General features: G+C 70.9%; 14 protein-coding genes and 1 pseudogene. 11 read left to right on the top strand and 4 right to left on the bottom strand.

All coding sequences use genetic code 11. The features are described 5' to 3' along the window. Positions 1 to 48: 48 nt before the first annotated feature. Positions 49 to 531, top strand: a complete 483-nt coding sequence (locus tag DL519_RS38095) for a hypothetical protein (RefSeq protein WP_190822077.1) — start codon at positions 49 to 51, stop codon at positions 529 to 531. Here DL519_RS38095 and DL519_RS38100 read toward each other — a convergent pair. Continuing rightward, positions 508 to 1,185, bottom strand: coding sequence for a metal-dependent transcriptional regulator (locus DL519_RS38100; RefSeq protein ID WP_371812785.1), 678 nt, complete (start codon positions 1,183 to 1,185; stop codon positions 508 to 510). The two genes, DL519_RS38095 and DL519_RS38100, sit on opposite strands and share 24 nt — an antisense overlap. A gap of 123 nt (positions 1,186 to 1,308) precedes the next feature. Between DL519_RS38100 and rlmN the strand changes: the two genes are divergently transcribed. The 3 genes from rlmN to DL519_RS38115 all read left to right on the top strand — a co-directional run bounded on the left by rlmN (position 1,309) and on the right by DL519_RS38115 (position 3,755). Further along, a complete protein-coding gene (gene rlmN, locus DL519_RS38105) occupies positions 1,309 to 2,421 on the top strand; it encodes a 23S rRNA (adenine(2503)-C(2))-methyltransferase RlmN (RefSeq protein WP_190822079.1) in 1,113 nt (370 codons plus the stop codon). A gap of 115 nt (positions 2,422 to 2,536) precedes the next feature. Next, positions 2,537 to 2,689: a hypothetical protein gene (locus DL519_RS50565; protein WP_397545014.1), complete on the top strand. Its 153-nt coding sequence runs from the start codon at positions 2,537 to 2,539 to the stop codon at positions 2,687 to 2,689. An 85-nt stretch (positions 2,690 to 2,774) separates the two neighbouring features. After that, the gene (locus DL519_RS38115; RefSeq protein WP_397545015.1) at positions 2,775 to 3,755 is read left to right on the top strand and encodes an alpha/beta hydrolase family esterase; all 981 of its coding nucleotides are present in this window, start codon (positions 2,775 to 2,777) and stop codon (positions 3,753 to 3,755) included. A 244-nt stretch (positions 3,756 to 3,999) separates the two neighbouring features. Here DL519_RS38115 and gabT read toward each other — a convergent pair whose 3' ends face one another. Further along, positions 4,000 to 5,343: a 4-aminobutyrate--2-oxoglutarate transaminase gene (gene gabT / locus DL519_RS38120; RefSeq protein ID WP_190822080.1), complete on the bottom strand. Its 1,344-nt coding sequence runs from the start codon at positions 5,341 to 5,343 to the stop codon at positions 4,000 to 4,002. A 198-nt stretch (positions 5,344 to 5,541) separates the two neighbouring features. Here gabT and DL519_RS38125 point away from each other — a divergent pair, with 198 nt between their 5' ends. From DL519_RS38125 to DL519_RS38130, 3 genes are read left to right on the top strand one after another with little or no spacing between them, the layout of a single operon-like run. Then, positions 5,542 to 7,002 (top strand): PucR family transcriptional regulator, encoded by a 1,461-nt coding sequence (locus DL519_RS38125; protein ID WP_190822082.1) that lies wholly within the window; start codon positions 5,542 to 5,544, stop codon positions 7,000 to 7,002. Between the two features lie 13 nt (positions 7,003 to 7,015). Further along, positions 7,016 to 7,276, top strand: coding sequence for a PucR family transcriptional regulator ligand-binding domain-containing protein (locus tag DL519_RS47795; protein ID WP_223840016.1), 261 nt, complete (start codon positions 7,016 to 7,018; stop codon positions 7,274 to 7,276). Then, the gene (locus tag DL519_RS38130) at positions 7,273 to 7,602 is read left to right on the top strand and encodes a PucR family transcriptional regulator (RefSeq protein WP_223840017.1); all 330 of its coding nucleotides are present in this window, start codon (positions 7,273 to 7,275) and stop codon (positions 7,600 to 7,602) included. The genes DL519_RS47795 and DL519_RS38130 overlap by 4 nt, the downstream gene beginning before the upstream one ends. Positions 7,603 to 7,701: 99 nt before the next feature. On the opposite strand, the gene DL519_RS38135 is transcribed toward DL519_RS38130, so the two are convergent. Further along, complete coding sequence (locus DL519_RS38135; RefSeq protein WP_190824653.1) at positions 7,702 to 8,064, bottom strand: hypothetical protein; 363 nt, start codon at positions 8,062 to 8,064, stop codon at positions 7,702 to 7,704. Here DL519_RS38135 and DL519_RS38140 point away from each other — a divergent pair. Continuing rightward, positions 8,027 to 8,293, top strand: a pseudogene (locus DL519_RS38140) (arginase family protein); the annotation flags it as partial. The gene DL519_RS38135 and the pseudogene DL519_RS38140 overlap by 38 nt on opposite strands. A gap of 307 nt (positions 8,294 to 8,600) precedes the next feature. Further along, positions 8,601 to 10,034: an aldehyde dehydrogenase family protein gene (locus DL519_RS38145; protein ID WP_190822084.1), complete on the top strand. Its 1,434-nt coding sequence runs from the start codon at positions 8,601 to 8,603 to the stop codon at positions 10,032 to 10,034. Between the two features lie 272 nt (positions 10,035 to 10,306). Here DL519_RS38145 and DL519_RS38150 read toward each other — a convergent pair whose 3' ends face one another. Next, positions 10,307 to 10,591: a DUF2631 domain-containing protein gene (locus DL519_RS38150; protein ID WP_190822087.1), complete on the bottom strand. Its 285-nt coding sequence runs from the start codon at positions 10,589 to 10,591 to the stop codon at positions 10,307 to 10,309. Between the two features lie 285 nt (positions 10,592 to 10,876). Between DL519_RS38150 and dxr the strand changes: the two genes are divergently transcribed. Beyond that, positions 10,877 to 12,121, top strand: coding sequence for a 1-deoxy-D-xylulose-5-phosphate reductoisomerase (gene dxr / locus DL519_RS38155; RefSeq protein ID WP_190822089.1), 1,245 nt, complete (start codon positions 10,877 to 10,879; stop codon positions 12,119 to 12,121). Positions 12,122 to 12,124: 3 nt separating this feature from the next. Beyond that, positions 12,125 to 13,408 (top strand): M50 family metallopeptidase, encoded by a 1,284-nt coding sequence (locus DL519_RS38160; RefSeq protein ID WP_190822090.1) that lies wholly within the window; start codon positions 12,125 to 12,127, stop codon positions 13,406 to 13,408. Positions 13,409 to 13,513: the final 105 nt, after the last annotated feature.

Below are 13,513 nucleotides of genomic sequence, written 5' to 3' on the forward strand. Positions count from 1 at the left end.
ATGCCGGAGAACCCGATCGAAGCACGCACCAGAGTTACAGGAGCAGCCATGGCCAACCGCGCGGCGAAGCCGGTCACCGCGGGCCTGAGCCGGCTTGCGCAAATCGACCGCCACGAGCGGGCCCGCATCATCCAGCAGCTCTGCCACCAGTACCCGGCGTTCCGGTCGATGCTGAGGCAGGTGACGATCGCCCGCGGGGTGGCCTTCGCGTCCGGACTGATGCTCGCCCTCGCGGTGATGTTCCTGGTCCAGGGCGCTTCCGTGTGGTGGGTGTCCGGTCTCGTGTTCGCCGGTCTCGCCGGGTTCTGCTACGTCGCGGTGGCTCTCACCGACAGCCGGTTCGACCTGCTGCTGGCGGTGCTGGGCGCGCACCACACCGACGAGCTGCACGGCCGCCTGGTGACCGAGCAGATCTACGGCGACGATCCGCCCGCGGATCCGCTGGAGCGGCCGGCGTCGCGAGCGGTCGCATCCCGCACGGTCGCCTCCCGGCTCACCACCGAGGGGTCACCGGTGCACGCTGATCGATAGCGCGGCCGCGATCTCGTTGCCCACGAAGTGGGTTTCGTCCTGCGGCGGCTCGCCGACGCGCACCACCAGCGGCCCGCCGAAGGGCTTGCGCTCCACGATCTCGATCCGCGAGCCCAGTGTCATGCTGTGTTCGGTGAGGTAGCGCAGCAGCTCCGAATCGGTGTCCCAAACCCGCGCGATGGTGCCGATCGTGCCGGGCTCGACCTGGTCCAGCAGCAGCGTCGCGGGTTTCTCCACGGTGCCTTCGGCGGTCGGGATCGGGTCGCCGTGCGGATCACGGGTGGGGTTGCCGAGCTTGGCGGCGATGTGCGCGACCAGTTCGTCGGACACCGCGTGCTCCAGCGCGTCGGCCTCCCGGTGCACCTCGTCCCAGCTGTAGTCGAGCTCCACGACCAAGAACAGCTCGATCAGCCGGTGCCGGCGCAGCACGTCGCAGGCCAGCCGGCGGCCCTCCGGGGTCAGCTCGACGCTGCGGTAGCGGACGTGGGTGACCAGGCCGAGCTGCGCCAGCTTGTTGATCATCCCGGACACCGACGAAGGGCTCAGGCCGAGCCGCTGGGTCAGGGTGGCGTTCGTGACGGGCACGCCCCGTTCGCTGAGCCCGTAGATCGCCCGGAGATAGTCCTCGACGGACGGCGAGGGGCGCTCGGCCATACTCGTCATACTTTCACGATACGGGCGACCGCCAGCCCATGAACGGAGCGCGTGCCTCGCGTGTTCGCATGGCATCGCCCGGCCGCCAAGGTCGTTCCGCGCCGTGGGACACTGGTGGGCGCTATGTCTGCGACTTCCCTTCCGCTCGTCTTCGACGCCCCGCGCCGTGGCATGCCGCCGCGGCACCTCGCCGACCTCTCCGCCGACGAACGACGCGCCGCGGTGACCGAGCTGGGGGAGAAGCCGTTCCGCGCCAAGCAGCTCGCGCACCACTACTTCGGCCGGCTCAACGCCGACGTGGAGTCGATGACCGACATTCCGGCGGCCAGCCGCGCGAAGCTCGCCGAGCACCTGCTGCCGCCGCTGCTGAACCCGGTCCGGCACCTGAACACCGATGACGGCACGACCCGCAAGACGCTCTGGCGCGCGCACGACGGCACGCTGCTGGAAAGCGTGCTGATGCGGTACCCGGACCGCGCGACCGTGTGCATTTCGAGCCAGGCCGGCTGCGGGATGGCGTGCCCGTTCTGCGCCACCGGGCAGGGCGGGCTGCAGCGCAACCTGTCGACCGCGGAGATCGTCGACCAGGTGCGTTCGGCCGCGGCGGCGATGCGCGACGGCGAGGTCCAGGGCGGGCCCGGTCGGCTGTCCAACGTCGTGTTCATGGGCATGGGCGAGCCGCTGGCCAACTACCGGCGGGTGATCAACGCGGTGCACCGGATCTGCGACCCGGCGCCGGAGGGGCTGGGCCTCTCGCAGCGGTCGGTCACCGTGTCCACGGTCGGGCTGGCGCCCGCCATCAAGAAGATGACCGCTGAGAACCTGCACGTCACGCTCGCGGTGTCGCTGCACACCCCGGACGACGAGCTGCGCGACACGCTGGTGCCGGTGAACAACCGCTGGAAGGTCGCGGAGGTGCTGGAGGCCGCCCGCGGCTACGCCGACCACACCGGGCGCCGGGTGTCGATCGAGTACGCGCTGATCCGCGACATCAACGACCAGCCGTGGCGCGCGGATCTCTTAGGCAAGCTGCTGCACCGCCACCTCGGGCCGTTCGCGCACGTCAACCTGATCCCGCTGAACCCGACGCCGGGCAGCAAGTGGGACGCCAGCCCGAAGCCGGTGGAACGGGAGTTCGTCCGCCGGGTTCGTGAAGCGGGTGTTTCGTGCACGGTCCGGGACACCCGAGGCCAGGAGATCGCGGCGGCCTGCGGTCAACTCGCCGCCGAAGGCTGATTCTTCCGGGGTGAAGGGCGCCTCTGCCCGCCCGTTTGAAACGCGCCGCAGCCGGGGCTGCTGGCGGGGGCGGGTTCGCTGCGCGGCGTCGTAGTTCGCGCGGGCTAGCTTGACCTTGCCCAGGATTCCCTCGAAGTCCCCCTCGGCATCCTGGGCGAGCCCGAAAGCCGCTGAGCAGCAGGTGAGTCCGGACGTCGAGCAGGTCTTCGGTCGCCTACCCCGCACCTTCACCGAGTGGGCGGTGCGCAACGCCGCGCCCTTCGAGTGACGCGTGAACGCAATGTACGCAATGCTGACCGGCGGGCTTCGGAGGTCCATGATCCTTGCACCCGAGTTGATCGAGGTGGGAGGCAATGGTGCCTGGCCGCGCGAAGCGGGTGTTCGCCCGCTGCTCTTCCCGTTTGATCCGAAGTGGACGGTTACTGGTCGCGGTCGGCGTGGCCATGACGCTGGGTGGCTTGCCCGCGCAGGCCGAACCGGCTCGCGTGACCGACCACCCCGTGCCGTCCACCGGCTGTGGCAAGGCGTCCGCGGTGGCGCCCGGCTCCTCGCAGACCCGGACGATCGTCTCCGGTGGCACCACCCGCAGCTACCTGGTGCACGTGCCGGAGAACTACCGGCAGGCCAAGCCGATCTCACTGGTGCTGTCCTTCCACGGCCACAAGCGGACCTCGGAGTACCAGGCGGAACTCTCCGAGTTCTCGGCCACCGACGCCATCGCGGTCTACCCGCAGGGGCTCGTCGGCACTGACGGCGAAACCGCTTGGCAGGGCGCGCCGTACTCGGCGGATGCCGACGACGTGCTGTTCACCGGCGATCTGCTCGACGAGTTGCAGCGGGACCTCTGCGTCGATCCCAAGCGGATCTACGCCGCCGGGAAGTCCAACGGCGGTGGCTTCACCGGTGTGCTCGCCTGCCAGATGAGCCGCCGGATCGCCGCGTTCGCGCCGGTGTCCGGCGCCTTCTACCCGCAGGGCGGCGCGTGCGAGCCGGAGCGCGCGGCGCCGATCCTGGACTTCCACGGGAACGCGGACGCGACGATCCCGTACCCCGGGAACCCGGACAAGGGCCTGCCGCCGATCCCGGAATGGTTGGCGGGCTGGGCCGACCGCAACGACTGCCACGACGGGCCGATCGTCCGAGACGAGGGCAACGGCGTGCAGGTCAGCCGGTGGGCCGGGTGCGACCGCGGCGGCGACGTGGTGCATTACAAGATCGAGGGGCTCGGGCACGACTGGCCGAGCACGCATCCTAATCCGGACTCCGACGAGCCGGCGGTCATCGACGCGACGCCGATCATCATGCAGTTCTTCGCCCGGCACCAGCTGCGCTGAAAGACCCGGGCCGGGGCCGGATGAACCAACCCCGACCCGTGCACGGCCCGGTGCGCGCCGCCCACCCCCCGAACGGCGCGCACCGGGCCGAGCCCCCCATGCGGTCGTGAGCAGTTGTTCCGGCTCGTGCCGGCTCCTGCTGGGACATTCGTCTGCTGGCGTTCCCGCTTCCGTCGCGTGGCCTGCGTGGAAGATGGGCCGCGGGCGGCTGTTATACCCGGCAGACCGCCCGCAGCCCGGTCGATCACCGCGTGTGCTCGCGGATGGCTTCTTCCAGGACCGCCAGGCCTTCTTCGAGGAGGGCGTGGTCGATGACCAGCGGCGGCAGCAGGCGGATCACGTTGCCGTAGGTGCCGCAGGTGAGAATCACGACGCCCTGGGCGTGGCAGGCCTTCGCGATCTTCGCGGTCACCTCGGGGTCCGGATCGGTGGTGCCCGGTTTGACGAACTCGATGCCGATCATGGCACCCCGGCCGCGCACGTCGAGAATCGCGTCGGTGGTCTCGGCGAGCTCACGCAGGCGGGGGAACACCAGGTCGCCGATGTCGCGCGCGGCCGTGGCCAGGTCCCGTTCGCGCATCGCGCGGATCGCGCCGAGCGCGGCCGCGCACGCGACCGGGTTGCCGCCGTAGGTGCCGCCCAGGCTGCTCGGCGGCATCGCGTCCATCAGCTCCGCGCGGCCCGTCACCGCGGCCAGCGGCAGGCCGCCGGCCATGCCCTTCGCCGTGGTGATCAGGTCGGGTACCACGTTCTCGTGGTCGCAGGCGAACCACGCGCCGGTGCGGCAGAAGCCGGTCTGGATTTCGTCGGCGATGAACAGCACGCCGTTGTCGGTGCACCACCGCGAGATCGCGGGCAGGAATCCGGCCGCTGGCTCGATGAATCCGCCTTCTCCCTGGATCGGTTCGATCAGCACGGCCGCGACGGAGTCGGCGCCGAGCTGCTTCTCGATCCGGTCGATCGCCTCCCGCGCCACCTGCTCGCCGGTGCGCGAATCCCGCGCCGGGTACGACATCGGCACCCGGTAGATCTCCGGCGCGAACGGGCCGAATCCGTGCTTGTACGGCACGGACTTCGCGGTCAGCGCCATGGTCAGGTTGGTGCGCCCGTGGTAGGCGTGGTCGAACACCACGATCGCCTGCCGCCCGGTGGCCCGCCGCGCGATCTTGACGGCGTTCTCCACCGCTTCCGCGCCCGAGTTGAACAGCGCGCTGCGCTTCTCGTGGTCGCCCGGGGTGAGCGCCGCGAGTTCCTCGCAGACCTGCAGGTAGTTCTCGTACGGCGTCACCATGAAGCAGGTGTGGGTGAACTCGCCGACCTGGCGGCGCACGGGCTCGGCGACCTCCGGCGCGGCGTTGCCGACGTTCGTGACGGCGATGCCCGAACCGAGGTCGATCAGCGAGTTCCCGTCAACGTCGTGCAGCACGCCGCCGGCTGCCTCGGCGATGAAGACCGGCAGCACGCTGGCCACGCCGGTCGACACCGCCGCGGTGCGGCGCCGCTGGAGTTCGCGGGAGTTCGGGCCGGGGATTTCGGTGCGCAGCACGCGCGCCTGCGGCAGTGCTGCCTGGGCCGGGGAAACCGTCACGGTGGGGACCTCCTGAGAACTGTTTCGAAAGTGGCCTGCGTGAGATTGAGCCCCGCATCGCAAGCGGTTATCTCCGCTTGGAGCAGGCTCCGGTCGCATTCGTCCTGCGACCAGAGTCACCCCGGCACCCCGAACCGAACAGGGGACGATCTGGTTAACTCGGATTTCAGGATTCGACACAATGTCAGGAGGTGACCGGTGTCGTTGACGGTGCGCGACCTGGTCGCCGATGCCCAGCTGGGGCTTGCCGCGCGGGCCGGTGCACGGGAGCTCGACCGCCCGATCGCGTGGGTGCACACCAGCGAGCTGACGGATCCGGCACCGTTCCTGGAGGGCGGCGAACTGCTGCTGACGACCGGTCTGGCGCTGCGCCCGGAGGACTGCGCGGGGTTGGTCGAGCGGCTCACCGCGGTCGGCGTCGCGGGGCTGGGTTTCGGTGTCGGGCTCAGCCACCGGGTGATCCCTGCCGAGCTCGTGAAAGCTGCGGAATCCGCCGGGCTGCCGCTGCTCGAAGTGCCCCGTCCGACGCCGTTCATCGCGATCAGCAAGGCCGTTTCGCGCGCCGTCGCGGCCGACGAGTACGCGAGCCTGCGCCGCACCAGCCGCGCCCAGCACGAACTCGCGCAGGCGGCCGGCACCACCAACGGGGTGGCCGCCCTGGTCCGCAAGCTCGCGACGCTCTTGGACGCGTGGGTGTTGCTGCTCGACGCCGGCGGCCGGCTCCTGCACAGCGCCCCGGCGGCGGCCGGTTCCCGGCTGCCGCAGCTGGAGCCGGAAGTGGCGAAGGTGCGCGCGAAGCGCGGCCTGGCCGCCGCCGGGTTCTCGCTCGGCGATCAGGAAGTGAGCATGCAGGCGCTGGGCGGCCGGGCGCGCGGCTTCCTGGCCGTCGGCCGCGGCGGGCCGTTCGCCACCACCGACCACCACGTGATCAACTCGGCCGCCTCGCTGCTGACCTTGGCGCTGGAACAGGTCGAGGCCCTCGCCATTGCCCGCCGTCGGCTGCGCGCCGGGTTCCTGGACCTGATGCTCCGCGGCGAGCCGGTGCAGGACGTGCTCCCCGATCTGCACGCCGAGCTGCCGCCCGAGCCGTTCCGGGTGGTGGCGCTGGCCGGTGCCCGCGACCGCGACGAGCTGCTGACCCGGCTGGCGGCGGACCAGCCGAGCGCCCCCGCCTACCTGGCCGAACACGGCGACACCGTGGTGGGGCTCGTCGATGGCGGCGCGCTCGATTGGCTCACCGGTCAGCCTGGCGTGGCCGTCGGCGTGTCCGAGCCGTGCGAGGTGGCCGGGCTCGCCGAAGGCCTCCGCCAGGCGCAGCAGGCGGCGCGTGCGGCGAAGCGCAGCGGCACAGCGGTGCACTTCGGAGACCTCGCCGGATACGGCCTGCTGAACCTGGTGCCCGGCACCGATGCGCAGGCGTTCGCCGAGGCCCTGCTCGCCCCGCTGCGCGGGCAGGACGCGCTGATCGAGTCGTTGCAGACCTGGTTGGCGCACCACGGGCAATGGGATCCGGCGGCCAACCGGCTGGGCGTGCACAGGCACACCCTGCGCAACCGGGTGCGCAAGGTGGAGGAGCTGCTCGGGCGCGGCCTGGACCAGCCCGGCGTGCGCGCAGAGCTGTGGCTGGCGCTGCAAGTCCTGGACCGGCCCGGCGAGTGACGAGGGTGGCGCGGTGCGCGTCGACGATCTGCTGAACCTGCCGGAACTCGCCCTGCAGGTGCGGGTGCGCGGCCGGGTGGACCGGCCGATCCGCTGGGTGCACACCATCGAGATCAAGGCGCCCGGCCGTTCCTGCGCGGCGGCGAGGTCGTCGCGTTCGCGCGGGTCCGCGACACCGTGGCGGAGCTCGCGCGGCGCATCAACGATGCACTGGACAGCGGAGTCGCCCACATCGGCGTCGGCAAGCCCGGAACCGCGTCGGAGCTGCGCGTGAGCCTGCTGCAGGCGGCGCATGCAGCCGAGGTGGTGTCGTCCCGGGCCGAACGCGGCTGGATGACGCACGAGCAGCTGAGCAGCCCGGCGCTGCTCGGACCGGTGCTGGACCACGACGAATGCCGGGGCAGCGACCTGCTGCCGTCCTTGGCGGTGTTCCTCGACGCGGGCGGCCGCTGGCAGGAGGCGGCGCAACACCTCCACGTGCACATCAACACCCTGCGGCACCGGATGAGCAGGGTCGAAGAGCTCACGGGCCGCAGCCTCTTCAGCACGGCGGACCGGGTGGACCTCTACCTCGCCCTCGAAGCCCTCCGCCAGTCCTGACGCGGCCACTTCGCGCCCAAGGCTCGTGAGTGCTGAGTCCGGTTCTTGCCGGAGCGAGCACTCACGAGTCCGTGCGAACGGCCGAGCTTCGGACGGTCGTCAACGCCGCGCGTCAGCATCGAGGCGCACGGCGCCGACACCATCCCCGGCGCCGATCGCACCGGCCGCCCCCGCGATGCCGCCGGCATCCAGCTCGGCTCCAACATGTGCCTCGGCGTCGTCATCTTCGGCTGGCTGCCCGCCTCGTTCGGGCTGGAGTTCTGGCCCGCTGACGGTGTGGACCGGCGGGGCCGCGATGGCGGGCCTGCTGCACCGGCTGTTCGGGCTGCCCGATGGCGGTGCCAGCCACAGCATCACGTACGCGGTGCTGGGCGTGCTGAGCGCGCTCGCCCGGACGCCGCTGGACACCATCATCGAGCGGATCCGCACCCGGCTCGGGTAGCGGTCGGTGTACCTGTCCATCGACATCGACGTGCTGGACCCGGCGTACGCACCGGGCACCGGAACCCCCGAAGCCGGCGGGCTGTCCAGCCGCGAGCTGCTCGAAGTGGTGCGGGGGCTGGCCGACCTGAACGTGGTCGGCGCCGACGTGGTGGAGGTGGCCCCGGCCTACGACCACGCCGAGATCACCGGGATCGCCGCCGCCCACGTCCTGTACGACCTGCTGTGCATCCTGCCTGGAGGAAGCTGATGCGCCAGATCCGGAACGCCATCGACCCTCTCGATCGGGCGACGTCTCGCAGCTGACGGGCACCTTCGCCCGCCCGGTGCGCTGATCGCGTGCCCCGGGTTCGCGAGTTCGCGCGAGCAAGACGCCCGCGCCGGTGCGCCCGATCTGCGCGGCCAGCAAACCGGTCGAGGTGCCCTTCGCTAGCCGAGCGAGGTGGGGTGACGGTTTGGACATGGTCGTGGGCGGCGGTGGACGGATTGGCAGTGCCGGTGGCTCGGGGCGCGGCCGTAGCGTCGCGGCGAGGACGAAAATCGACAGGAGGCAGCCGATGTCATCGGTCACCGGGTACTGGGTCGCTGGCGAGCGGGTCACCAGCGACGCGACCTTCGAGGTGCGTCATCCCTACGACGGCGTGGCAGTCGCCACCACGTGCTACGCCACCGACGCCGATGTGGAGCGGGCCGTCGCCGCCGCGCACGCGGTCCGCCGCGAGTTCGCCGAACTGCCCGCGCACGCGCGCGCGGCGGCGCTGGACCACGTGAGCCGCCGCCTCACCGAGCGGGCCGAGGAGATCGCGCAGCTGATCACCGCCGAGAACGGCAAGCCGATCACCTGGGCTCGCAGCGAGGTCGCCCGCGCCGCCTCCACCTTCCGCTGGGGCGCGGAAGAAGCCCGCCGCTTCTCCGGCGAGCTGCAGCGGCTCGACACCGATGCGGGCACGACGGGCCGGATGGCGCTGATCCGCCGGATCCCGCGCGGCCCGGTGCTCGGCATCTCGCCGTTCAATTTCCCGCTCAACCTGGTGGCACACAAGGTCGCCCCGGCGCTCGCCGTCGGCACCCCGATCGTGCTCAAGCCCGCACCGAAGACCCCGCTGTCCGCGCTGCTGCTCGGCGAGATCCTGGCCGAGACCGAACTGCCCGCCGGGTCCTGGTCGGTGGTGACGACCACCAACGAGAAGGCCGCCGAGCTTGTCGCGGACCCGCGGCTGCCGGTGGTGTCGTTCACCGGTTCCGGGCCGGTCGGCTGGGGCATCCGCGACTCGGCCCCGCGCAAGCACGTCACCCTCGAACTCGGCGGCAACGCCGCGGTGATCGTCAACTCGGACTGGGCGGACCTCGACTACGCCGCCGAGCGCATCGCCACCTTCGGGGTGTACCAGGGCGGCCAGTCCTGCATTTCGGTGCAGCGTGTCTACGCCCACCGCGACATCGTCGACGACCTGACCGCCCGCGTGGTCAAGGCCGTCGAAGCGCAGGGCACCGGAGACCCGAAGGACCCGGCCACCAAGGTCGGACCGCTGATCGACCTGGCGGCCGCGGAGCGGGTCGAGCAGTGGGTCGGCGAAGCCGTCGCGGCGGGCGCCCGGGTGCTCACCGGCGGCACCCGCGAGGGCACGACCTACGCGCCGACGGTGCTGGCCGACGCGCCGGAGGACGCGAAGGTCTCCTGCGAGGAGGTCTTCGGGCCGGTGCTGGTCATCGCGCCGGTCGACTCGGTGGACGAGGCGTTCGAGAAGGTCAACGCCTCCCGCTACGGCCTGCAGGCCGGGGTGTTCACCCGCGACCTGCAGCTGGCCTTCCGCGCGTCGTCGGAGCTGGAAGTCGGCGGCGTGATCATCGGCGACGTGCCGAGCTTCCGCGCCGACCAGATGCCCTACGGCGGGGTGAAGGAGTCGGGCGTCGGCCGGGAAGGCGTGCGGGCCGCGATGACGGATCTCACCGAGGAGCATGTCACAGTCCTCACCGGCATCAACCCGTGAACCGCTGCTTCCAGGCTCCTTCTGCGCGGCGGTGCGGGTAGCGGAACCCCGGACGCCTGCTCGCTGCGGGTTCCCCGACGCACGTGCGGACCCAACACGTGCGTCGGGGAAACCCCACGGGGTGGGCACCGTCCCGCGGCGGTGCGGTTGCGCGGGTGGGCTGATCGGCTGCGCCGCTTCAGAACACCAGCGGGCTGGGTCAAGAACCAGCGCACTCATGAATGAACGCCGCCCCGGTCACCGGGGCGGCGTTCATTCATGCTTTCGGCGCGTCAGCGGCGCCAGGCGGTCCGCTTCTTGCGCAGGTCGATCAGCAGGCCGATGACCAGGACCGCCGCGATGAAGACCAGGTAGCCGTCCTCGGTCTTGAAGTGCCCGCCACCGCTGAAGATGCCCTGGTGGTTGCCGATCAGCATGGCCAGGCACGCGACGACCGAGAACCAGCCCATGAACTGGGTGCCCTTCGGGAAACCGCCGTGCCAGCCCCACTCGACCGACGGTTCCTCGGCCGGGTCGATGGCCTGGCTGGGCTTCTTCTCCAGCTCGGTGCTCGCCACGTTCCCCTCCTGCGCCACGCCGGCCGCGAGGCCGGAAGACATTGCTAGGTGCACAGACCGCCGTCCGGCGATCCACATTGCCCCCATCCTCGCACACGCCCCCGGCGCCCGAGCGCGCACCTGCCCCCTGCGATCAGGGAAAAGGGTGTTGCGGAAGCGATTTCCGCAACACCCCAGGCGATGATGCCCAGCTGTTCTGCTTCCGGCCGGGCCTACCGCCTGATCGTGAGCCCCGGAAGTGATTTGCGCACCGCGAGCGACGGGTGCTCACCTTCTTCGGGGACAATGACCGTGATGCACGCCGACACCCCGAATCAGAGCGCACCCGGCGACCCCCGCACCGTGCTGGTGCTCGGCTCGACCGGTTCGATCGGTACCCAGGCCCTGGACGTGATCCGGCACAACCGCGACCGGTTCCGGGTCGCCGGGCTGGCCGCGGGCGGCAGCGACCCGCAGGCGCTGGCGGAACAGGCGCTGGAGTTCGACGTCCCGGCCGTTGCGGTCGCCAAGGGCACCGCCGTTGAAGACCTCCAGCTCGCCCTCTACGCCGAGGCCCAGAAGCGCGGCTACGCGGCCGGTGAGTTCCGCCTCCCCAGGCTGCTGGCCGGGCCGGACGCAGTCACCGACCTCATCGAGTCCACCCCCGCCGACGTGGTGCTCAACGGCGTCGACGGCTCGCGCGGTCTCAAGCCGACGCTGACTGCGCTGGCGACCGGCGCGCAGCTGGCGCTGGCCAACAAAGAGTCGCTGATCGCGGGTGGTGCGCTGGTGCTGGGCAGCGCCGCGCCCGGCCAGATCGTGCCGGTCGACTCCGAGCACTCCGCGCTGGCGCAGTGCCTGTTCGGGGGTCGTTCCGACGAGGTGGAACGGCTGGTGCTTACCGCCTCCGGCGGCCCGTTCCGGGGCCGCAAGCGTGACGAGCTCGTGGACGTCACGGTGCAGCAGGCGCTGGCCCACCCCACCTGGTCGATGGGCAGCGTGGTCACCATCAACTCGGCCACGCTGGTGAACAAGGGCCTGGAGCTGATCGAGGCGCACCTGCTGTTCGGCATCGGCTACGACCGCATCGACGTCGTGGTGCACCCGCAGTCGATCGTGCACTCGATGGTCACCTTCGTGGACGGCGCCACGATCGCCCAGGCCAGCCCGCCGAACATGCGGATCCCGATCGCGATGAGCCTGGAATGGCCGCGCCGGGTGCCCAAGGCCGCCCCGGCGCTGACCTTCGAGCAGGCGCAGGAATGGACCTTCGAGCCGGTGGACAACGAGGCGTTCCCGGCCGTCGAGCTGGCCCGAGCTGCGGGCTCCGGCGGCGGCTGCCTGCCCGCGATCTACAACGCCGCGAACGAAGAAGCGCTGGCGGCGTTCGTCGATGGCCGACTCGGCTTCACCGGAATCGTGCAGACTGTGGGTGAGGTGCTCGCCGGCGCCGATCAGTGGCGCAGCGATCCGGTGGGCTTGGACGAGGTCTTCGCGGCCGAGGACTGGGCGCGGACCCGGGCTCGCGAGCTCGCGGGGAAGGCGGAGTAGTAGATGCTGGTCGTCGTTGGCATCATCATCTTCTTCCTCGGTCTGCTGTTCTCCATCGCGTGGCACGAGCTGGGGCACCTGGCGGCGGCGAAGCTGTTCGGGATCAAGGTCACCCAGTACATGGTCGGCTTCGGCCGCACCATCTGGTCGCGCAAGAAGGGCGACACCGAGTACGGCGTGAAGCTCATCCCGTTCGGCGGCTACATCCGGATGATCGGCATGTTCCCGCCGAAGAAGGACGAGAAGTACGGCCGCACCGCGTCGTCCGCGCCGTGGCGGGCGATGATCGAGGACGCCCGCCAGATGTCCGCCGAGGAGATCACCCCCGAGGACGCGCACCGGCAGTTCTACCAGCGCAGCCCGTGGAAGCGGGTCATCGTGATGCTGGCCGGGCCGGTGATGAACCTCATCCTGGCGGTCGGCATCTTCGCGGCGATCCTGATGGGCCACGGCATCAACACGCCGACCACGACGGTGTCGTCGGTCAGCGCGTGCGTGCTCCCCGCCACCGCCCCGAACACCGAGCAGTGCCCGGCGGACGCGCCGCCGTCCCCGGCCGCGGCCGCCGATTTCCGGCCCGGCGACCGGATCCTGGAGTTCAACGGCAAGCCCTACGCCTCGTGGGACGAGCTGCAGCTGGCCATCCGCGGCTCCGCCGGCACCGTGCCGGTGGTCGTCGACCGCGGTGGCCAGCAGCTGACCCTGCAGGCGAACCTGATGCAGACCGACCGGCCGAAGCTGAACTCGACCAGCGAGTACGAGAAGGTCGGCTTCCTCGGCCTGACCCCGACGTCGCAGCTGGTGAAGCAGGACTTCGGCGGCGTGGCGAAGACCATCGGCGGGTTCGTCAGCCTCACCATGCAGAAGGTCGTCGAGCTGCCGCAGCGGGTGCCCGATCTGATCAACGCGATCTTCGGCGGTGAGCGGCACCAGGACTCGCCGGTGGGCATCGTCGGCGCGAGCCGGCTGGGCGGCGAGGTGCTGGCGTCGGACGACTTCGGCGTGGACGCCCGGATCATCATGATGTTCAACCTGCTCGCGGGCGTGAACCTGTCGTTGTTCGTGTTCAACATGCTGCCGATTCTGCCGCTGGACGGCGGCCACGTCGCCGGTGCGATCTGGGAGGGCATCCGCCGCAGGTTCGCCAAGCTGGTGCGGCGGCCGGACCCGGGCCCGTTCGACACGGCGAGGCTGATGCCGCTGGCGTACGCGGTGAGCCTGATCTTCATCGCGTACTCGCTGCTGGTCTTGGTCGCCGACGTCGTGAACCCGGTGAAGCTGTTCTAGCCGCGCGGCGGGGCTGAACGGCAAGAACGGCATCGGGTGTGAATTTCACCTGCGTGGCCGAGCGGCGGCGGGATGCGTGTCGGCGGTGTTGAACGGGCTTCGACG

It is taken from the genome of Saccharopolyspora pogona (assembly GCF_014697215.1).
GTDB classification, from domain to species: domain Bacteria; phylum Actinomycetota; class Actinomycetes; order Mycobacteriales; family Pseudonocardiaceae; genus Saccharopolyspora; species Saccharopolyspora hattusasensis.